The 19,455-nt window shown below is 75.6% G+C and carries 18 protein-coding genes and 1 pseudogene; 7 read left to right on the forward strand and 12 right to left on the reverse strand.

Annotation, left to right across the window (positions count from 1 at the left end):
- Positions 1 to 32 precede the first annotated feature (32 nt).
- The 4 genes from EDF38_RS02250 to EDF38_RS02265 all read right to left on the reverse strand — a co-directional run bounded on the left by EDF38_RS02250 (position 33) and on the right by EDF38_RS02265 (position 3,802).
- Entirely contained in the window at positions 33 to 1,502 is a 1,470-nt protein-coding gene (locus tag EDF38_RS02250) for a LamG-like jellyroll fold domain-containing protein (RefSeq protein WP_123353763.1), read from the reverse strand.
- A gap of 45 nt (positions 1,503 to 1,547) precedes the next feature.
- A complete protein-coding gene (locus tag EDF38_RS02255; RefSeq protein ID WP_123353764.1) occupies positions 1,548 to 2,171 on the reverse strand; it encodes a hypothetical protein in 624 nt (207 codons plus the stop codon).
- A 226-nt stretch (positions 2,172 to 2,397) separates the two neighbouring features.
- A complete protein-coding gene (locus EDF38_RS02260) occupies positions 2,398 to 3,303 on the reverse strand; it encodes an NmrA family NAD(P)-binding protein (protein ID WP_123353765.1) in 906 nt (301 codons plus the stop codon).
- 64 nt (positions 3,304 to 3,367) lie between these two features.
- The gene (locus tag EDF38_RS02265; RefSeq protein ID WP_123353766.1) at positions 3,368 to 3,802 is read right to left on the reverse strand and encodes a hypothetical protein; all 435 of its coding nucleotides are present in this window, start codon (positions 3,800 to 3,802) and stop codon (positions 3,368 to 3,370) included.
- A gap of 54 nt (positions 3,803 to 3,856) precedes the next feature.
- Here EDF38_RS02265 and EDF38_RS02270 point away from each other — a divergent pair, with 54 nt between their 5' ends.
- From EDF38_RS02270 to EDF38_RS02290, 5 genes are all read left to right on the forward strand, one after another.
- The gene (locus EDF38_RS02270) at positions 3,857 to 4,411 is read left to right on the forward strand and encodes a GNAT family N-acetyltransferase (protein ID WP_123353767.1); all 555 of its coding nucleotides are present in this window, start codon (positions 3,857 to 3,859) and stop codon (positions 4,409 to 4,411) included.
- A 71-nt stretch (positions 4,412 to 4,482) separates the two neighbouring features.
- Positions 4,483 to 5,181, forward strand: coding sequence for a DUF998 domain-containing protein (locus tag EDF38_RS02275; protein ID WP_123353768.1), 699 nt, complete (start codon positions 4,483 to 4,485; stop codon positions 5,179 to 5,181).
- A gap of 327 nt (positions 5,182 to 5,508) precedes the next feature.
- Positions 5,509 to 6,510, forward strand: coding sequence for a sensor histidine kinase (locus EDF38_RS02280; RefSeq protein ID WP_123353769.1), 1,002 nt, complete (start codon positions 5,509 to 5,511; stop codon positions 6,508 to 6,510).
- On the forward strand, positions 6,507 to 7,163 hold the full coding sequence (locus EDF38_RS02285) for a response regulator transcription factor (protein WP_123353770.1): 657 nt from the start codon (positions 6,507 to 6,509) through the stop codon (positions 7,161 to 7,163). The genes EDF38_RS02280 and EDF38_RS02285 overlap by 4 nt, the downstream gene beginning before the upstream one ends.
- A 291-nt stretch (positions 7,164 to 7,454) precedes the next feature.
- Positions 7,455 to 8,195 (forward strand): cation-transporting ATPase, encoded by a 741-nt coding sequence (locus EDF38_RS02290; protein WP_233572143.1) that lies wholly within the window; start codon positions 7,455 to 7,457, stop codon positions 8,193 to 8,195.
- Between the two features lie 78 nt (positions 8,196 to 8,273).
- On the opposite strand, the gene EDF38_RS02295 is transcribed toward EDF38_RS02290, so the two are convergent.
- Positions 8,274 to 9,317: an AraC family transcriptional regulator gene (locus tag EDF38_RS02295; protein ID WP_123353772.1), complete on the reverse strand. Its 1,044-nt coding sequence runs from the start codon at positions 9,315 to 9,317 to the stop codon at positions 8,274 to 8,276.
- A 388-nt stretch (positions 9,318 to 9,705) separates the two neighbouring features.
- A pseudogene (locus EDF38_RS02300) lies at positions 9,706 to 10,731 on the reverse strand (helix-turn-helix transcriptional regulator).
- Positions 10,732 to 10,834: 103 nt separating this feature from the next.
- Here EDF38_RS02300 and EDF38_RS02305 point away from each other — a divergent pair.
- Positions 10,835 to 11,266: a VOC family protein gene (locus tag EDF38_RS02305; RefSeq protein ID WP_123353773.1), complete on the forward strand. Its 432-nt coding sequence runs from the start codon at positions 10,835 to 10,837 to the stop codon at positions 11,264 to 11,266.
- Between the two features lie 163 nt (positions 11,267 to 11,429).
- Here the strand turns inward: EDF38_RS02305 and EDF38_RS02310 are convergent, their stop codons facing one another.
- The 4 genes from EDF38_RS02310 to EDF38_RS02325 are packed head-to-tail and all read right to left on the reverse strand — an operon-like array spanning position 11,430 to position 15,048.
- Entirely contained in the window at positions 11,430 to 12,002 is a 573-nt protein-coding gene (locus EDF38_RS02310; RefSeq protein ID WP_123353774.1) for a TetR/AcrR family transcriptional regulator, read from the reverse strand.
- Entirely contained in the window at positions 11,995 to 12,900 is a 906-nt protein-coding gene (locus tag EDF38_RS02315) for an alpha/beta fold hydrolase (RefSeq protein ID WP_123353775.1), read from the reverse strand. The genes EDF38_RS02310 and EDF38_RS02315 overlap by 8 nt, the downstream gene beginning before the upstream one ends.
- Before the next feature lie 45 nt (positions 12,901 to 12,945).
- Positions 12,946 to 13,677, reverse strand: coding sequence for an alpha/beta fold hydrolase (locus EDF38_RS02320; protein ID WP_123353776.1), 732 nt, complete (start codon positions 13,675 to 13,677; stop codon positions 12,946 to 12,948).
- Between the two features lie 3 nt (positions 13,678 to 13,680).
- Positions 13,681 to 15,048, reverse strand: coding sequence for an MFS transporter (locus tag EDF38_RS02325; protein WP_158613303.1), 1,368 nt, complete (start codon positions 15,046 to 15,048; stop codon positions 13,681 to 13,683).
- A gap of 121 nt (positions 15,049 to 15,169) precedes the next feature.
- Here EDF38_RS02325 and EDF38_RS15700 point away from each other — a divergent pair, with 121 nt between their 5' ends.
- Positions 15,170 to 17,086 (forward strand): GAF domain-containing protein, encoded by a 1,917-nt coding sequence (locus tag EDF38_RS15700; RefSeq protein WP_158613304.1) that lies wholly within the window; start codon positions 15,170 to 15,172, stop codon positions 17,084 to 17,086.
- A 61-nt stretch (positions 17,087 to 17,147) separates the two neighbouring features.
- On the opposite strand, the gene EDF38_RS02340 is transcribed toward EDF38_RS15700, so the two are convergent.
- Positions 17,148 to 18,056 (reverse strand): alpha/beta fold hydrolase, encoded by a 909-nt coding sequence (locus tag EDF38_RS02340; RefSeq protein WP_123353778.1) that lies wholly within the window; start codon positions 18,054 to 18,056, stop codon positions 17,148 to 17,150.
- Entirely contained in the window at positions 18,056 to 19,444 is a 1,389-nt protein-coding gene (locus tag EDF38_RS02345) for an FAD-binding oxidoreductase (RefSeq protein WP_233572146.1), read from the reverse strand. The genes EDF38_RS02340 and EDF38_RS02345 overlap by 1 nt, the downstream gene beginning before the upstream one ends.
- Between the last annotated feature and the right edge of the window lie 11 nt (positions 19,445 to 19,455).

The following is a 19,455-nucleotide window of genomic DNA, read 5'->3' on the forward strand; positions in this document are numbered from 1 at the left end:
CCGCGCCTCCTCATCGCTCCGCGCCGGCGCCGTCAGCGACCGGCCGCGTACCGGTCGGCGACCTGCGACGCCGTCAGGGCCGCGTCGGACACGCTCGTCCCGTCGAGGTCGCCCTCGTAGTGCGCCGTCGTCGGCACGGAGGGCCACGCGCCCCCGAGGGTGTCGTAGCCGATGCGCCAGTAGCCGGTGATGGGCTCGGCCTGCGTCTGCGGTGAGGAGGCCACCGCGACGCCGTCGACGTAGAGCACGATGCCGTCCGGCCCCATGCTCACGGTCGCCTGGTGCCACCGGCCGTCGGTGTACGACGACGGGCTGGTGACCGTGTAGTGCTGGGTCCGGTAGACGCCGAAGACGAGCTGCCCCGAGTTCGTCAGGTAGAGGTGCCGGTCGTACTGCCCCGACCCGGAGGAGCGCGCGTTGCCGAAGCCGACGAGCTTGCCGCCGGTCGTCGTGGTCGTGCGGAACCAGGTCTCGATGCTGAACACCTGGGGGGCGAGGTACTGCTCGGCCGTCGTCACCTGCCCGGTCGCCCCGTCGAGCCGCAGGTAGGGGTTCTCGCCCGAGCCGCAGCTCGCGCTCGTGATCTGCGCCCCGCCGACCAGCGTCCCGTCGCGGCGGCTCGGCCCGGAGTCGCGCACCGGCCCGCTCGCGCTGTCGGCGTAGAGGTAGGCGAAGTGCGCCGGGCTCGGCACGGTCCGGTCGAAGCAGGGGAAGCGCGCCGTGGTCGCCGTCGCGGCGCTCGCCGTCGACCCGGCGAACGCGGCGTGGGTCGACCCGACGACGAGGAAGAGCACCGCGACCCCGGCCACCACCCCGACGACCACGCCCGAGACGCGTCGCGCCCGGCCCCAGCCGGTCACGGGCGGTCGTGCCCGGTGCCGGCCGAGGGCGAGCGGGTCGACGACGTCGTCCTCGTCGCGCGGCTCGAGGCGGGTCAGCGCCAGCAGCACGAGCACGGCGAGCGACACGACGCCGATGCCCAGGGCACGCTCGCCGCCGCTCCAGAGCATGGCCGAGCCGATCGCGGGCACCCGCAGCACGCCGGCGCCGTGGACGGCGTCGGGCGCGACGAGCGTCGAGTCGGCCGTGGCGTTGGCGTCGCCGCGCAGTCGCAGCAGCCCGTCGTCGGTGACGTCGACGAGCCGGTGGAGGCGCAGCTCGCCCGGGCGGTCGGGGTCGTCCACCAGCAATACCTGACCCACGTCGAGGGCGTCGGCCGCCACGGGCATGGCGACCACCACGTCCCCCGCGACGATCCGCGGCTGCATCGAGCCGGAGACCACGGTCGTCGGGCTCCAGCCCCACAGCGCCGGTGCGGCCGCCCCGATCAGGAGGCACGCGGCCGTGAGCAGCACCACCCGCGCCCCGGTGGCGATCGCGAGGGCGAGCCACCACGGCAGGGCGAGGGCGGAGGCGCGGGACGCCGCCGACCGGTCCGAGGCGCGCTCGACGGCGGCGTCGCGCGGGGCGTCGCCGAACGGGCTCAGGGCGTCGGAGGTCATGGCAGCGGTGGCGGCTCAGCCGTCTCGGGTGGGCGACGGCGCCGGTCAGCGCGTCTGCGCCTCCCAGGTGAAGGCGACGGCGGCCTTCGAGTCCTGGCTCGTGTTCGGCGTCGTCGACTTGAGCGAGTAGGTGAACTTGAAGGTGCGCGACTCGGGGGCGGTGCCCGTGGGCGCGAAAGTGACGGCGCCGGTCGCGTAGCCGGTGCGCTGTGCGCCGAAGTCGGCGAGGGTGCCGGAGAAGACCTGGCTCTCGTCGCGCGTGCCGTCCGCCGACGTCGACGGCGTGAAGCCGGTGCACGAGGCCGACGAGCCGCCGGTGCCCTGCGTCACGACGAGGTCGAGGTACGACGACAGCTGGTTCGTGGTCGTCGCGCCCGTGCCGTAGAGGCGCACCGTCGAGGGAGCGCTGCCCTTCGACGTGACGGTGATGCACTTCGTGCCGGTGTCGCCGGGCACGAGGTTCGAGGCGGTGAAGAGCGCCGCGTCGGAGTCGTCGTCGACGAGCTGCACGGAGCCCGTCGACCAGTTGCTCGTCGGGTTCGCGGTGACGGCCGAGAAGGCCGAGTACGAGGCGGTCGAGATCAGCGCGCCGGAGGCGATGACGGCGACGGGCAGGGCTGCCCAGCGGGCACGACGCGTCCAGCGGGCGCGACGGATGGATCGAGACATGTCGGGGATGTCCTTCGGGTGGTGGGCCGCCGCGCTCCCGGGTGACACGGTTCGGGCGGAGCTCGGACGGCGCGGTGCGGTCAGGTGAGTGGCAAGCTACGCGGGCGACGCTGCGCGGGATGTCCCCAGTCCTGGGGGCCGCAGCCGTACCCCACCCGTCTCACCCGTTCCGGGCCCCGCCGTTCCGGGCCTCGCGGTCGCGAGGTGGGCTGAGAAATGATCAGGACTAGGAGGCGCGGACCTGCGCTCCGAGGACATCGCGCACGGTCGTCCACTCGTGCGGACCCCATCGGTCGACGTCGACGTGACGCAGCTGCGCCTGGCCGCTGAACATGCTCACGAAGTACTGCATGCCCTGCCAGGCGGGGAAGGTCGCGGACTCGTCACGCGACACGAGGCGCCCGATCTTGCTCATGGCCGAGAGGGTCCCGGCCGTCCCGGCCCACTGCAGGGCGAAGCGCGTGCCGGTGAGCTCGGTCATGATCTCGGCGACCTGGCGGGCCGAGAGCGTCGAGCCGGCGATCTCGACGACGCGCGGAGCGTCGGGGTCGAGGGCGGCGAGGGCGGCGACACGGGCCGTGTCGTCCTTCGTCGTGAAGTCGAGCAGCTGGTCAGGGGACGACCAGTAGAGGACGCGGTGGCGGGAGAAGAGGATCATCGGGGCGTCGCCGGTCAGCAGTTCGGTGAACATCCCGTTGAGCACGGAGGTCGCCCGGATCGGCGCCGCGTCGACGTCGGCCGCGAACTCGCGCCGCAGCTCGAAGTTGCGGTTGCTGTCGACGGCGATCGACCGGTAGTCGGCCGACCAGTCGGAGGGCATGAAGCGCGGCACGCCGGCCTCGACGGCGGCGGCGAGCAGGGCCCGCTGGGCGTCGACGACGACGTCGCGCACGCCGCTGACGGCCGAGACGACGACGTCGACGCCGCGGGCGGCGGCGACGAGCGCGGCGTGGTCGTCGTAGGCGGCGGTGACGACGTCGACGCGGTCGTCGTCGCCGAAGAGATCGGCGGCGGTGCCGCTGCCGGGCCGCGTCAGCACGCGCACGTGGACGTCGTCGTGCCCGAGCAGCTCGCGGACGATGCGCCGGCCGAGGTCGCCGGTGGCGCCCGCGACGAGGAGGGTGGTGGTCATGGGGCTCCGTCCGTGGCCGCCGGGGTGGAGGGGGCCACCGACAGTCTGCTCGCAGCGGGCGCGGTCACGCCCCGCGGCAGGCGTAGTCGTCGCCGAAGGCCTCGTGCACGCGCGCGATCGCCTCGGCGCTGCCCCACTCGTCGGCGGCGTCGCAGTCTGCCCCGGCTCGGGAGGCGTAGAGGCCGAAGACGCCGACCCCGACGTAGCTGTAGGTCGTCTGGCCCACGGTCGTCGCGCCCGTGCCCGGGTCCTGCTCGGGGAGGTCGAGCGTGGCACCGTCGGGGAAGACGAGCGGCACGCCGTGGGGCGTGCACGCAGGACGTTCGTCGGTGACGAGCGACCCGACCTCGACGGGCTCGAAGGTGGAGCAGAGGGGGATGTCGGCCTCGGCGCCGGAGAGGCTGAGGACACCCGTGCCCGGTCCCGAGGCGCGGACGGCGACGACGAGCAGCACGAGGCAGAGCACGACCGCGGCCGCGATCCCGGCGAGCACCTTCATGGGTCGACCGTACTGCTGCGCGGGCGGTGTCCGGGCCTGACAGGATCGACCCCGATGACGATCACGACCGCGCCCTGGCAGCACCCCGACCGTGCGCTCCCTCGGGTGCACCTCGACGTCGTGCCCGAGGGCGTCCTCCACGCGCTGGCCGCGGGCGAGCCCGTGCCGGCCGACGTCGTCCCGCCGTACCTCGCCGGGCCGGAGTGCGCGAGCCTCTGGCGGATGCGCAGTCGGCAGATCCTCGAGGCGCCTGCCGACGCCCCGTGGGTGACCCGGTTCATCGTCGACCCGACCGTGGGCGTCCCCGTCGGGGTGGCCGGCTTCCACGGCCCGCCCGACGCGGCGGGCATGGTCGAGGTGGGCTACCGGGTCGACCCGGCCCACCGACGACGCGGCCACGCCCGTCGGGCGCTCGAGATCCTGCTCGCGGTGGCCCGCGACCATCCCGACGTGCACACCGTCCGCGCGACGATCAGCCCCGACAACCTCGCGTCGCGCGCGCTCGTCGTCGACCACGGGTTCGTCGAGGAGGGCGAGCAGTGGGACGACGAGGACGGCCTCGAGATCGTCTTCGAGGTCTCGGTCGACGGGGTGTCGGCCGGTACCTAGGTACCACCCGGGCGAGAGGTCGGGCCCTGGGTCCGACGACCGGACCCCCTCTCGATTCCTAGCGTCGGAGGATGCTCACGCACACCTCCTCGACCCTCCTCCGATCCGTCGTCGCCGCCGCCGGCTGCGCGACCGCTGCCGCCGCGATCGTCCTGATCTGGGCGCTGCGGGGTCAGGTCGACCGGGCCGTCTACGTGAGCGAGCTCGGCGCCGACGGCGAGCCGACCGCCGCGCTCTTCGAGGTCGCCCTGCTCCTCGTCGTGCTCGGCGGGGCCTGCGTCGCGTGGGCCGGCCGCGGCGTCCGGGCGTCGGTCCGCCTGCTCGGCGCCTGGACCGTGTCGACGTCGATCGGGGTGGCCGCCGCCCTCTTCCTCGTCGCCTCGCAGGTGCCGTGCACCGCGGGGTGCCCGCTCCCGGTCGGCCCCTCGGCCACGCTGCAGGACGCCGTCCACACCTCGTCGGCCGTGCTGGCCTTCGCCGCGGCGTGCGTCGCGATGCTGCAGGCGTCGTTCGCCGCCGGCCACCGTGCGCTGCGGGTGCTCTCGATGTCGTGCGGCCTGCTCGTGGCGCTCGTGGCCGCCGCGGGCGGCGTCCTCTCCCTGCTGCGCTTCGCCACGGAGGTCGGCGGGGTGCTCGAGTTCGTCGCCACCTCGGTCGCGATCTGCTGGCTCGTCGTGTTCGGCGGGTCGACGGTCGCTCGCGCAGGCCGGCCCGCGGCCCAGGTCGTGGCCCCGGGGCCCCGCCGCGCCGCCGCGCCGACGGCTGCGTAGGGTCGTGGTCATGCCCGCTCGACGACCCCCGGCCGCGGGTGACGTGCCCGTCGGCGCCACCGCCGACGTGCACCTCGACGTGCGGTCGGACCTGCCGGAGGCGCCGCGACCGCCCGGTGCGCTGCGAGCCCTCCTGAGGCGCCACCCCCTCGCGGTCGACGTCCTCGTCGCGGTCGCCTACGTCGTCGTCACGGCGTTCGGCCTCGCGAGCACCTACCTCGCCACCGGCGACGGGCGACCGCTCGGCGTCGACGTCGCGCTCGCCGTCTGCCTGGGGCGTCGGCCGCGGCGCTGCTCGTCCGTCGACGGCGTCCCCGCGCGGCGTTCGTGGTCATCGGCCTCGCCACCGTCACGTCCACCGTCGTCGACTCGGGCCTCGACCCCCTCGGCGTCTCGCTCGCCCTCTACGCGCTCGCCGTCCACCGCTCCGATCGCAGCGCCTGGATCGGCCTGGGCGTCTCGGTGCTCGGGGGCGGCCTCGCCGTCGCGCTCTCCGGCGTCCTCCACGGCGACGGGACGCGCAGCGGGGTCGCCCTGCTCAGCCCGGTCTTCGTGCTGGTCACCCTCGTGGCCGTGCTCGTCGGGGTGACGGTCGGCGGTCGGCGTCGCTACGTCGCCGCCCTCGTCGACCGGGCGGAGCGCCTCGCCCGGGAGCAGCAGCAGCGCGAGCAGCTCGCCGCCGCCGCCGAGCGCGCCCGGATGACCCGCGAGGTGCACGACATCGTGGCGCACGGCATCTCCGTCATGGTGTCCCTCGCCGACGGCGCGGACGCCATCGCCGACAAGGACCCGCGTCGCTCCCGTGAGGCGATGACGCACATCGTCGAGGTCGGGCAGCGGTCCCTGGCCGACATGAGGCGCCTCCTCGGGGCCACCGACGAGGCCGGCGCCGCCGCGGCCGCCGAGCTGCAGCCCGCACCGACCCTCGACGGCCTGCCAGCCCTCGTCGAGTCGTACCGGGCCGCCGGCCTGCCCGTCGTGCTCGAGTCCCGGGGCGAGACCCGGCACTCGGAGGGAGTGCAGGCCGCGACGTACCGCATCGTCCAGGAGGCGCTGACGAACGCCCTGCGGCACGCCGTCGCCCCGGAGGAGGTGCGGGTCGAGCTCGACCTCGGGACGGTCGTCCGCCTCGCCGTGACCGACGACGGGCGGGGCGACGACGCCGACGGGGCCGACCGACACCCTGCCGTGGGGCGGGGCTCGGGCCGGGGCCTCCTCGGCATGCGCGAACGCGCGCGCATGGTCGGCGGCTCCGTCGAGGCCGGCCCGGTGCCGGGAGGCGGCTGGCGCGTGCACGTCGAGCTCGAGCCCGGGGAGGGCACCCGATGAGCGACGCCACCACGGTCCTGCTGGTCGACGACCAGGAGCTCGTCCGGCACGGCCTGCGCATGATCGTCGAGTCCACCGACGACCTGGCCGTCGTCGGCGAGGCGGGCACCGGCGAGGAGGCCCTCGTGGCCGTCGCGTCGCTGCGACCCGACGTCGTCGTGATGGACGTCCGCATGCCGGGCATGGACGGCATCGAGGCGACGCGACGCCTCACCCACGAGCACCCCGCGAGCCGGGTGCTGATCCTCACCACCTTCGACCTCGACGAGTACGCGTTCAGCGGCCTCCGGGCCGGTGCCAGCGGGTTCCTCGTCAAGAACGCCCCGCGGGCCGAGCTGCTGGCGGGCATCCGGGCGGTCGCCGCCGGCGACGCGGTGGTCTCGCCGCGAGCGACGCGGGCGCTCCTCGACGTCGCCGTGCCGCGCCTCCCTCGCGCTGCCGTGGCGCCGTCGGCCCTGTTCGGCGGCCTCACCGAGCGCGAGAACGACGTCTTCGTCGCCGTCGCGCAGGGGCTGACGAACACCGAGATCGCCGATCGGCTCGTGCTCAGCGAGTCGACGGTCAAGACGCACGTCGGACGCGTGCTGGCCAAGCTCGACCTCCGTGACCGGGTCCAGATCGTCATCCTCGCCTACGAGCACGGCGTGGTCTGAGCGACCCCGGGCGACAGGTCGAACGGGACGGTTCGGATCACTTCCGCAGCTTCTCCCGGGGGTCTCCACATCGCCACCCAGCACGATGGGCGGATGCCCGACTTCAAGCGCCTCCTGGGCGCCGCCGCGAAAGCGCTCGGCGACTCGAACTCGTCCTCGTCCCCCTCCTCGTCGTCAGCGGACCGGTCCGGCCAGCATCGACCGGCAGGCAGCTCCGGCGGAGACTGGCGAGACCTCGTCCGGACCGCCGCTGACAGGCTCACAGGCGACGAGGGTGGACGAGGAGGCGCGGTGCGACAGCAGCCGACCGCACAGCCCACGCAGCAGGCCGCCCCCGACCAGGCCGGTCAGCGACGGGCCCGCCCCCAGGACGGAGCCGGCTCGGCACCGCGGGCCTCCGAGGCCGACCGCGTCGCCCTGGGCAAGTACGACTACCTGCTCCGCACCGCGGAGCCCGATCAGCTCGAGCAGGTGCACCGTGACGCCTTCGCGCGGCTGACCCCGCAGCAGCGCGAGCTCGTGCAGGCGCGCCTCGCCGAGGAGCTGCCCGCCCACGAGCAGCCCCGCAGCGGCAGCACCGACGATCTCGCGCGGGCCGCGACCCGCGGCGAGACCGTGCACCCCGGACTCATGCAGCGCGTCTTCGGCGGGCGGGGCCGCGACGGCGGGGCGGCGACCGCACCGCGCTCGGGCTCCGGCGCGGGCAGGTTCGCCGCCGGTGCCGCGACCGGGGTCGGCGTCGCCGCCCTCGGCGGTCTCGCGCTCGCCGTGGCGGGGGGCGCTGCCGTCAGCAGCGTCGCGGCCCCGCTCCTGTCCGGTGCCCTCGCGGACGGCGTCGACTTCGGCGGCCTGGCCGAGAACTTCGGGCTCGAGGGCATCACCGGCCTCACCGACGGGCTCGGCGGCCTGACCGAGGGCGTCGACGGCTTCGCGCAGGGCGGCGAGGACTACCTCACCGGCCTCGGCGACCAGGTCGGCGGTCTCGGCGAGGGCTTCTCGATCCCCGGGCTCGGCGACCTCTTCGACCGGTAGCAACCGCCGGGACGCCTCCGCGCCACCGCGCCTCCGCGCCTCCGCGCCTCCGCGTCACCGCGTCACCGCGTCACCGCGTCACCGCGCGAGGGTCTCCCGCGGCTGCTCGCCGTACCGGGCTGCGTACGAGGCGCTGAAGCGGCCCAGGTTGCCGAACCCCCACCGGCGCGCGATGTCGCCGACCAGGACCTCGCCGGGCCGGGCCGCCAGGAGGTCCTGCCGGGCCCGGTCGAGTCGCACGTGGCGCAGGTAGAGGGTCGGGCTCGAGCCGAGGTGCTCGTTCATCAGCTGCTGCAGCGTGCGCGTGTGCATGCCCGCCGCGGTCGCGATGTCGGCCGAGGTGATCGCCTGGTCGGCGTACGAGTGGACGTACTCCGCGGCCTGGCGGAGGCGGCGCATCCGCTCGGTCCGCACGGCGTCGGGCACGTCGACCGCCCGCCACGGGAACAGGTCGAGCAGCGCCCGCGCGATGTCCGTCTGCGCCGCGAGGCGGACGTCGGCCGGCGTGGTGTCCCCGACCACGACGGGCGTGGCCGCACCGAGGGCCTGGCGCCACGCCTCGAGGGCCTCGTCCGACGGCACCGCCGCGTAGTCGAAGACGATGCGCTGCGGGTGGCGGCCGTGCGTCTCCGCCGCGACCTCCTCGAGGAACGCCGCGGCGATGTGCACGATGCCGTGCCGGTGCGGCGTCATCGAGAACGAGTACGACGTCTCGGTCGGCGTCAGGAAGGGGCGCGAGCCCACGCTCGTCAGCTGCCCGCCGGGGTGGTCGATCGTCACCGAGCCCGACCGGAACCACGACACCACGTAGTCGCGCGACCACGGGATGGTGCCCTGCAGGTGCCCGAGGAACGTGCCGGTCTGCAGACTCAGGCGGTCGTCGCCGGCCGAGGCGAACCGGAACGCGAAACGGTCGGCCCCGCGGCGCGCGCGGAACTGGCGCCCATCGTAGGTGGTCTCGAGCAGGCTCCGCGCCTCCTCGATGTCGTCCGTCGAGAAGCGGGCCCGCTGAGGCGCCGTGGGGAGGCTCGACGACGACGACGACGTCGACGTCGACGTCCGAGGCGCGGCGGGTGGGGCGGTCGTCCCGTGGCTCGACTCTGACGCGGAGGTGCTGGTCATGGGGTCTCCTGGTCCTCGTCCTGTCGGCGACCCACGATGGTCAGTCGTAGGGGCGCATCTGCATGACGTGGTGACGGCGCCAGATGTCACGGACTCGCTCGACGGGGCGTTCTCCGCCCAGTCTGACGCAGCCCCGAGAGGGCGCGCGACGCCCCAGAACTCGGGTCACGAGGGCTGGAGGGGGAGAAAGGGCGGGGCGGCGGACCCCGCCGCCCCGCCCGTGGCTGGGCACACCCGAACGGCCCAGCCACAGCGCCAGGGCGACACCATGAGAGCTGCCCCGGCTCAGGGAGGCCTGCACCCGAGCAGGCTGTTCCCCACATGAAGTCAACGTCATCGCCGCCACGATGTCGAGTCGGCACTACTGCGGACAACACTCGTCGCTTTCTCAGCCTGGCGGCCGCGCGGGAGCCCGCGCGAGCCGCTCCGCCAGCTGCGCGAACGCCGCCCGCAGCTCGGCGGGCTCCGCCGACTCGACCTCCCCGTCGTGCCCGGCGACGCGGGCCGCCAGCGCTCGCCACGACCACGACCCGAGCTCGACCCGCGAGCGCTCGTCGTCGAGGCGCTCGACCGTCCCGTCGTGGACGTACGGCGCGACCTGCCCGACGGGCAGCCGCAGCACGACCGACCCGGTGCAGGGCCAGGCGTCGGCCCCGGTCGAGCCCTTGGCCCGGGCGGAGAGGAAGGCCGCCGGGTCGCCGCCGGGCACGGTGCGCGGCCTGAAGTGCCGGCCCGTGTGCTGGCGGAGGTCGAGGCGGTCGACCCGGAAGGTGCGTCAGTCGTCGCGCTCCGGTGCCCAGGCCACGAGGTACCATCGGCCGCCCCGGAGGAGCAGGTGGTGCGGCTGGGCGCGTCGGGCCGGGCCGGGCTGGGCGGCGGGCGCGGCGGGGGAGCCGGCCCGCGCCTCCTCGTCGGCGGGGCTCGCGTAGTCGAAGCGGATCTCGACCTGCTGCTGGATCGCCTCGCCGAGGCGGAGCAGCACGTCGGGGTCGACCGGCGCGGGGGCGGGGCCGGCGCTCGCCGTGCCGATCTCGAGGCGCCCGACGCGACGGGCGAGGCGGTCGGGCAGCAGGCGGCCGATCGTGCGGAGGGCGCGGTCGGCGGCCTCGTCGATGCCCGCCCCGGCGGCGGCGGCGGTGCGCAGCGCGATCGCGACCGCGACGGCCTGCTCGTCGTCGAGCAGCAGCGGGGGCAGCTGCTCGCCGGCGGCCAGCCGGTAGCCGCCCTCGGGCCCCCGCGTCGTGTCGACGGCGTAGCCGAGCTCGCGCAGCCGTTCGACGTCGCGACGCACGGTGCGCTCGCCGACGCCGAGCCGGGCCGCCAACGTCGGCGCCGACCACGTGCGGGGCGTCTGCATCAGGGAGAGCAGGGCGAGGAGGCGCTGCGACGTCGTCGAGGCGGGTGCGGCAGGCATGCCCCGATCCTCCCTCACGATGCGGACGCGTGCTGACCGGTACGGGCGGTGGGATGGGTCCAGCGCTCGGAGCCGGGCGCGTCAGCAGATCAGAGGAGCCACCATGACCGTCACCAGCACCCTCCACGTCAACTTCCGGGGCCAGGCCGCCGAGGCGCTCGCGTTCTACCAGTCGGTGTTCGGCGGCGACCTCGTGCTCGTCCGCTACGGCGACTCCGACGCCGACTCGGGCCAGGGCCCCGACCAGGCCGACCAGGTCGTCTGGGGGCAGGTCACCTCGCCCTCCGGATTCCACGTCATGGCGTACGACGTGCAGGACTCGCTGCCCTGGTCGCCCGGCGAGAACCCGTTCTACCTGTCCCTGCGCGGCACCGACGCCGACGAGATCGCCCGGCTGGGCGGCGCGCTCGCCGGGTCGGAGGGCGCGACGGTGCACGTGCCGTTCGGCCCGTCGGCGTTCTCGCCGCTGTACGGCAAGGTGACCGACCGGTTCGGCGTCACGTGGGTGGTCGACGTGATCGTCGCCTGGGGCTGAGGCGCGGGTGTCGCGCGGTCCCGCACGCACCCGCACGCACCCGCATGCGCCCCGCGAACCCGCATGCACCCCGCGAACTCGCACGGACCCTCGTGCGCGCCGGGGGGTGTGTGCGGGTCTCGAGGGTGCGGGCGGGCGGGCACGGCCTGCGCGCTCAGCCCGCTCAGCGCCCCGCGGCCGCCCGCAGCCCTCGGTCGACGGCGTCGACCAGCCAGTCGAAGCTCGCGTCGACGTCCGTGCCGAGCTGGAAGCCCCGGCCGGCCTCGAGGCTCGCGAACCCGTGCAGGCAGCTGCGGAGGTACCGCAGCGCGTGGACGTCGTCGGCCGGGTCGAGCCCGTACCCCCGCAGGACGGCCGTGAACGAGGTGAGGGCCCGGTCGAGCGCGCCCGCCAGCGGGTCGTCGGCGTCGGCCGGACGCGACCCGACGGTGGCCGCGTAGCGGCCCGGGTGCGCGAGCGCGTAGTCGCGGTGGGTCCGGGCCGCGGCGCGGAGCGCGTCGCGCCCGGCGAGCCCGTCGGTCGCGGCGGCGAGGGCGTCGCCGAGCTCGGTCGCCGCGAGGAGGGCGACCCGGTGCGTGAGGTCGTCGAGGCCGTCGACGTGCTTGTAGAGGGACGGCGGCCGGACGCCCAGCCGGTCGGCGAGCGTGCTGATGCCGAGCCGGGCGAGCCCGAGCTCGTCGGCCAGCGCGGCGCCGGCCTCGGTCACCACGCTCGGGTCGAGGCCCGCCCTAGGCATCGGTCGCGGGCGAGGTCGGGGCTGCCGGCGCGGCGCCGGGGCCGGTCGGGGCGACCTCGGCGAGGAACGGCAGCATCAGCGCGACGAGCTCGCCCGGCGCCTCGACGTGCGGGTAGTGCCCGACGCCCTGCAGCACCGCGAGCCGGCCGAGCCCGTCGGGCAGGTCGGCGACGATGCCGGCGCCTTCGGCGGCGGGGTCGGTCCAGTCGGGGTCGGCGGCGCCCATGACGACGAGCACGGGGCTCTGCACGCCGGGCAGGTGCTCCCCGGCCTCGGCCGGCGAGGTCTTCATCATGGCCTGCAGCACGGCCATGCGCCCGGGCTGACGCAGCTCGTCGGTGAGGCGGGCCCGCTCGTCGCGCCAGTCGGCCGGAGGCGTGGCCACGCCGACGTCGAGGTACGACGACCAGCCCGACAGGCTCCCGCCGAGCATCACGCGGGCGAGCTGCACGGTCGCCCGGCGGTGGTCGGCGTCGCGGACCAGGCCGAGGAGGCTCATCGACTGGCGTCGGGTGAACGGTGCGAGCTCGACGACGCCCACGACGTCGTCGGGTGCCGTGGCCGCGGCGATGGTGGCGGCGCCGCCGCTGATCGACTGGCCGACGACGACGGCCGGACCGCCGAGGTGGCGGACGAGCGCGACGATGTCGCCGGCGATGTCGGAGCGCGCGTAGCCCGTCCACCCGGTGCTCGACTCGCCGCAGCCGCGCACGTCGAGGGTCGCGACCCGGTAGCCGGCGGCGACCAGCTCGGGCACGACGAAGCGGTACGAGCGGCGCGTGTCGCCCATGCCGTGGGCGAGGACGACGAGCGGGCCGGAGCCGGCCACGTCGTAGGCGAGCGTCCCCCCGTCGGTGGTCAGCTGCGGGGTCACGAGGTCCTCCTGGCTAATGGTCATAGCCGAAAGCTACGACCCTTAGCCGATCATGTCAAGCGGCCCGCGTCAGAGCAGGTCGGCGACCAGCCCGAACGTGCGGTCGGGCGCCTCCAGCTGCATGTCGTGGTGGACCCCGGGGAGGCGTCGCACCGCCCAGCCCTGCTGCTCCAGCCGGGCGAGCACCGCCTCGGGCAGCACGGCGGGCGAGTCGTCGGAGAGCACGAGCGTCGACGGCACCGCCGGCGGCTCGACGGCGACGGGGTGGTGGGCCACGTCGCGGAAGACGCCGATCGCCATGCGAGAGTCGAAGCGCTCCTTCGCGCGGTCGAGCAGCTCCGAGGCCCCCGGCTCGTAGCCCTTGCGGAGGGCTGCGCTCTTCCGCGCCTGCAGCAGGCCGGCCACGCCGAGCGTCAGCGGCGGCACCGCCCAGAAGAGCCGGCCCGCGACGCCCGTCGTCGGCAGCGCGAGGTGGAAGCCGGGGTCGAGGTACACGGCGTGCGCCGGGCGGAGCCGCGCGACGGCCCGCACGAGCACCGATCCGCCGAGCGAGTGCCCGACGAGCGAGTGCAGGCCGGTCGGGAGCGTCTCGACGAGGTCGTCGGCGAGCTCGCCGAGGGCGTACGAGCCGGCGCGTGCGCTGCGGCCGTGGCCGCGGAGGTCGACGGTGGTGACCGTGAACCCGCCGGCCGCCGCCATCCGGTCGACGAGCGGGCCCCAGGTCGCCCCGTCGGCGCCCAGGCCGTGGACGAGGCCGACATGCCTCTCGCCGTCGCCGGTCGTGGTGCTCTCGAGCCGCACGGGTCAGCGCACCGACTTGATGGGGATGACCGCCAGCGCGCCGAGCGCCACGAACACGATGCCCGAGACGAACAGCACCGGGTAGCCGCCGGTGAGCGAGACGAGGCCCGCCGCGATGGAGGGGCTGAGCGCCTGCGGCAGCGTCGTCGCGAGGCCGAGGATGGCGAGGTCGCGCCCGGCCGTGCTCGCGCCGGAGGTCATCGACGCGGGCAGCACCTCGGTCATGAGGGCGAGGTCGATCGAGATGTAGGCGCCGAAGCCGAGGCCGAGCAGGAAGCTGTAGACGAGCACGCCCGTCGTGGTCGGGAACGCCAGGGGCACGGCGAGGCCGAGGGCCATGACGACCGAGGCGCCGATGATGAAGGGCTTGCGGCGGCCGAGCTTGTCGGAGAGGACGCCGCTCGTCAGGGCGGAGAGCAGCACGCCGAGCAGCAGCACGATGCCGATCTGCGCCGCGAAGCCGTTCGAGGCCTCGTCGCTCAGCCCGATGTAGTCGCGGAGGATGAACAGGCCGAAGGTCTGCGCGCCGTAGAAGCCGATCACCATGAGGAAGCGCGCGGCGAAAGCCCAGGCGAAGTCGGGGTGCTTGCGGGGCGACACCCAGAAGCCGCGGGCGAACTCGCGGAACGTGGGCCGCTCGACGGCGACCTCGTCGCGCGACGAGCGGTCGGGGTTGAGCACGACGAACAGGGCGACGACGCCCACGACGAGCAGGGCGAGGATCACGTAGGGCAGGGCGCCCCGGTCGGCGAACGACCCGGCGACGATGGCGCCGGCCGTGTTGCCCACCGTGATGCCGAGGCCGATCAGGCCCGAGACGCCGCCGCGCTGGGCGGCGGGGAAGCGGTCGGGCACGAGGGCGGTCGCGGCGGCCTGCAGGGCGTTGAGCCCGAGCTGCACGACGAGCCAGACCAGCGCGACGGCGACGATGGAGCCGGCCAGCGGCAGGCCGAGCACGAAGCCGGCGGCGAGCAGGGCGCCGCCGACCATCCACGGCGTGCGGCGGCCGAAGCGCGACCGGGTCGCGTCGGAGAGGGCGCCGGCGATCGGCTGCGCGAAGACGTTCGCGAGGAAGGCCACGGTCGTCACGATCGCGAGGTTGCCGATCTTGTTCGCGGCGTCGATGTCGGAGACGAGGTTGGGGATGAGGATGCCGAGCCCGCCCGAGTTGATCGCGAGGATCGACACGTAGACGAGGGCGAGGCCGATCGAGAGGCGACGGAGGCGCAGGGGCGCCCCGGGTGCCGGCGGGGTCTCGGCGACCGCGGCGACGCCGGCTGCCCCGGGCGCGACGGGCACGTCGGGGAGGGCGGAGGCGCTGCCGGCGTCCGGCGCGGAGCCGGCGGGGGAGGTGGGGCGGACGTTCGTCATGGGGGCTCCTGAGCTGAGGGGCGGCGCTGCCGCTCGGGGACGCTCTACTCTGCGGCTCGGTCCCCGCCCGCGACAACGGCTGCATCGTCTACTGTCGACGGATCGAGTGGAGGGTGCGACCATGACGGCACGGGGGTGGCTGGAGCTCCTCGTCGACCAGGCCGACCTCCCCGAGCTGGAGGCGCACCGCCGGTCCCTGCTGGCGGCCGGGGTCGACGAGGCGGTCGCCGAAGCCGAGACCCGGGCCGCCGTCGAGGTCGCGCAGCTGCTCCGCGAGCGTCGGCAGCGCGCCGTCGAGCTCTCGGCCCTCAACGACGTCGCCCGTCGCCTCGCCGCGGTCGTCGACCCGGCCGACCTGCTCGTCGAGGTCGTCGACCAGGCCCGCCGCCTGCTCGGCGTCGACCTCACGTACGTCGCCCTGCTGCGCGGCGACGACCTCCGCATCGAGGTGGCGAGCGGCGACCGGTCGTCTCGGCTCGTCGGCATCAGCCTGCCCCGGCACGCGGGCCTCGTCGGCAGCGTCGTGACCCGCGGCACGCCCCGGTGGACCTCCGACTACGCCGTCGACGACGAGCTCGAGCACGAGGAGGGAGCCGACCGTGCCGCCGCGGCCGAGTCGATCCGCGGCCTGCTCGGCGTGCCGCTCGCGGTGCGCGGCCGCGTGCTCGGCGTGCTGCTCGCCGCCAAGCGCGAGGAGCGCCGCTTCGGCGAGCACGAGATCGGCCTGCTCACGGGGCTCGCGGCCCACGCGGCCGTCGCCCTCGACAACGCCGGCACCGCGCGCGAGCTGCGCGACGCCAAGGACGAGCTGGAGGCGACGCTCCGCCTCGACGCCGACCTCACCCGGGCCGTCCTCGCCGGCGGTGACCCGGCCTCGCTCGTCGAGCGGCTGCGGGTGGTGACCGACGTGCCGGTCCGCTGGGCCGGGCACCCCGGCGAGGGGGCCGTGGGGGAGGCGCTGGCGGCGGTCGAGCGGGACGCGGTCGCGGCGGGGCGGTCGGGTCGGGTCCCGGGGCGCGCGTCGGCGTCCGCGCCCGGGTCCGCGCTCGGGCCCACGCCACGTCCCGTGGGCGGTCCCGTGGTCGTCGGGACGAGCGTCGTGCAACCCGTCACGGCGGCAGGGCAGCTCCTCGGCGGGCTGGTGGTCGACGGGGTCGCGTCGTCCCCCGGCGCCCGGGCCGCGGGGGCGGAGGGCGACGGTCTCGGGGACGGGAGCGGCGCCGGGGCGGGGACCGCGCCTCCTGAGGTGCTGCTGCTGCTGGAGCGGGCGGCGCCGCTCATCGCGCTGACCCTCGTCGGCAGCCGGGCGACCGCGCGGGCGGACCAGCTCGGCCGGGACATCGCCACGATCGACCTGCTCAGCCGGGCCGAGCCCGACGAGGCGGCCGACCGGAGGCGCTGGCGCGGGGCCGGCCTCGACCCGCGGCGCGCGCACGCGGTCGTCGTGGCCGGCGGCGACCCGGCCGTCGCCCGTCGCTGGGCCGCGGGCCTCGGCCTCGGCGACCGGGTGGCCACGGCCACGCTCGCCGGACGGTTCGTGCTCGTCGTGCCCGACGCGGACGACCTGGAGGCGCGGTGGATCGGCGAGGGAGCCCCCGCGGCCGGGCTGGCCGGCCCCGTCGTCGACCCCGCGGGCCTGCGGGACGCCTACGCCGAGGCCGACCGCACCGCCCGGGCGCTGACCGCCCTCGGACGTCGCGGGGGACTCGCCCGGGCCGCCGACCTCGGCGTCTTCGCCGTGCTGCTCAGCCGGACCGGCCGCCGAGACCTCGAGGAGCAGACCTCCCGCGAGCTCGGCGTCGTCCTCGCCGAGGAGGCCGCCCGCGGCGTGCCGCTCGTCGCGACGCTCGAGGCCTACCTCGAGCAGGGGCGCCGTCCGCGGGCGACGGCGACGGCGCTGCGCGTGCACGTCAACACGGTCTACCAGCGGCTCGCGACGCTCGACGGGCTGCTCGGCGACGGGTGGCGCGACCGGTCGCTCGAGCTGCAGGTGCTCCTGCGGCTGCGCCGCGTCGCACGGGCGGTCGACGGGGCGTAGCCGACAGGGCCGGCGGGCGGAGCAGGGCCTCGCCGGGGTCGGGGCAGGCGCAGGCGGCGGCTCAGAGGCGGGCGAGGAACTCCCGCAGCACGGCGTCGAACTCGTCGGGCCGGTCGAGGTTCGTCGCGTGGCCGGCCTGCTCGATCACGACGGCCGTGCCGTGCGCGTTCGACCCGACCGCCGCCTCCGCGTGGGTGCAGGGCCAGAGCTGGCTGTCGCGCCCGGCGACCATGACGAACGGCACGTCGAGGCGGGCGACGACGTCGCGCCAGTCCTGCAGGCCGTGGTCGCGCAGCAGCCGTCGCGTCTCGGGCGCGTTCGCCTGGCGCACGGCGGGCATGCCGCCGATGCGCTCGACCAGCCGCGCGACTCCCGGCCGGGCCTCGTCGACGCGGGCGCCGCGGCCCGTGTCGGGGATGCCGTCCTCGAAGAACGAGCCGCTGTCGTCGGCCGTCATGCCGTAGAAGCCGTGGTCCCAGCCGTCGGCGTTGACCATCTTCGGGGTCTGGTCGATCGTGACGACGCCCGCGAGGCGATCGGTGCCGAAGGCGTCGACCAGGGCCCAGACCGAGCTCGCGCCCATCGACTGGCCGACCACGACGACGTCGCGGAGGTCGAGCAGCTCGAGCAGCTCGTGCAGGTCGGCGCCGTGGCGCGAGACGCGTTGGCCCCAGGCGACGTCGTCGCTCTCGCCGGTCGAGCGACGGTCGACGGCCACGACGCGGTGGCCGTCGGCGAGCAGCGCGTCCGACTGCAGGGCCCACGCGGTCGCCGGCATCGCGTAGCCGGCGACGAGCACGACGGTGCGGCCGGGCGCGGGCACCGGGCCCGAGTCGGTGTAGGCGATGCGGGCTCCGTCGGTGGTGACGAAGGAGGCGACGGGCGGGGTGCCCGGCGTCCAGGGCGCGGCGCCGGGGGTCGAGGTGCCGTCGGGGGCGGGCGCGGCGCCGGGGGTCGGTGTGCTCGGCATCAGAAGGCCTTCCCGGGGTTCAGGGTGCCCGCGGGGTCGAGGGCGTCCTTGACCGAGCGGTGCAGGTCGAGCACGCGCTGGCCGAGCTCCTGCCGCAGCCCCGGCAGCTTGAGCAGGCCGACCCCGTGCTCGCCGGTGACCGTGCCGCCGAGGGCGAGGCAGTCGTCGACGATGGCGGAGAAGGCGGCCTCGGCGCGGTCCTTGGCGGCGGCGTCTCCCTCCGGCGCGATGATCAGCGGGTGCAGGTTGCCGTCGCCGGCGTGGGCGATGTTCGCGATGGTCACGTCGTGGGCCGCGGCCGTCGCCTGGATGCGGCGCAGCATCTCGGGGACGGCGCCGCGCGGCACGCAGACGTCCTCGGTGAGCACCGGGCCGAGGCGTTCGAGCGCCGGGTAGGCGAGCCGGCGGGCCTGGAACAGGCGGTCGATCTCGACCGGGTCGGTGGCCCGCTCGACGTCGGTGCCCCCGGCCGCGGCGAAGATGTCGGCCACGTGCGCGGCGAGCTCGTCGCCGGCCGCCCCGCGCTCGTCGACGCGCGCGAGCAGCAGCGTGTCGACGTCGTCGGGCAGGCCGAGGTGCATCCACTCGTCGACGGCGCGGAGGCACGTCCGGTCGACGATCTCGAGCGCGGCGGGCACGATGCCGGCCCGCGACACGGCGGCGACGGCGTCGCCCGCGGCCACCAGGGAGGGGAAGTACCCGATCACGGCGCGTTCGTCGCGTCCGGCGAGCGGGAGCAGCTTGAGGGTGACCGACGTGACGACGCCCAACGTGCCCTCGGAGCCGACCATGAGCCCGACGAGGTCGTACCCCGCGACCCCCTTCGCGGTGCGCCGGCCGAGCTCGACGACCGAGCCGTCGGCGAGCACGACGGTCATGCCGAGCACGTAGTCGCGGGTGACGCCGTACTTGACGCAGCAGATGCCGCCCGCGTTGGTGGCGACGTTGCCGCCGATCGTCGAGATCGCCGAGCTGGCGGGGTCGGGCGGGTACCAGAGGCCGTGACGGGCGACGGTCGCGCGCAGCGCGTCGTTGACGACGCCGGGCTGGACGACCGCGTACCGCTCGTCGACGTCGACCTCGAGCACGGCGTCCATGAGCTCGAGCGAGAGCACGACGGAATCGGCGACGGCGTTGGCCGCGCCCGAGAGGCCGGTGCCCGCCCCGCGGGGCACGACCCGGACGCCGGAGGCGGCGGCCCAGCGGACCGTGGCGGCGACCTCCTCCGTGGTGCGCGCGAGCACCACGGCGAGGGGCGTCTCCCACGGCGCCCACTCGGCGTCGTCGTGGCTGTAGCGGGCGAGGGAGTCGGGGTCGCGGAGCACGCGGTCGGCGCCGACGGCGGCCTCGAGGCCGGACACGTCCACGTCGGGGGAGACGATCGTCACGGGGATGTCCT

Source organism: Frigoribacterium sp. PhB160, assembly GCF_003751785.1.
Taxonomy (GTDB): Bacteria; Actinomycetota; Actinomycetes; order Actinomycetales; family Microbacteriaceae; genus Frigoribacterium.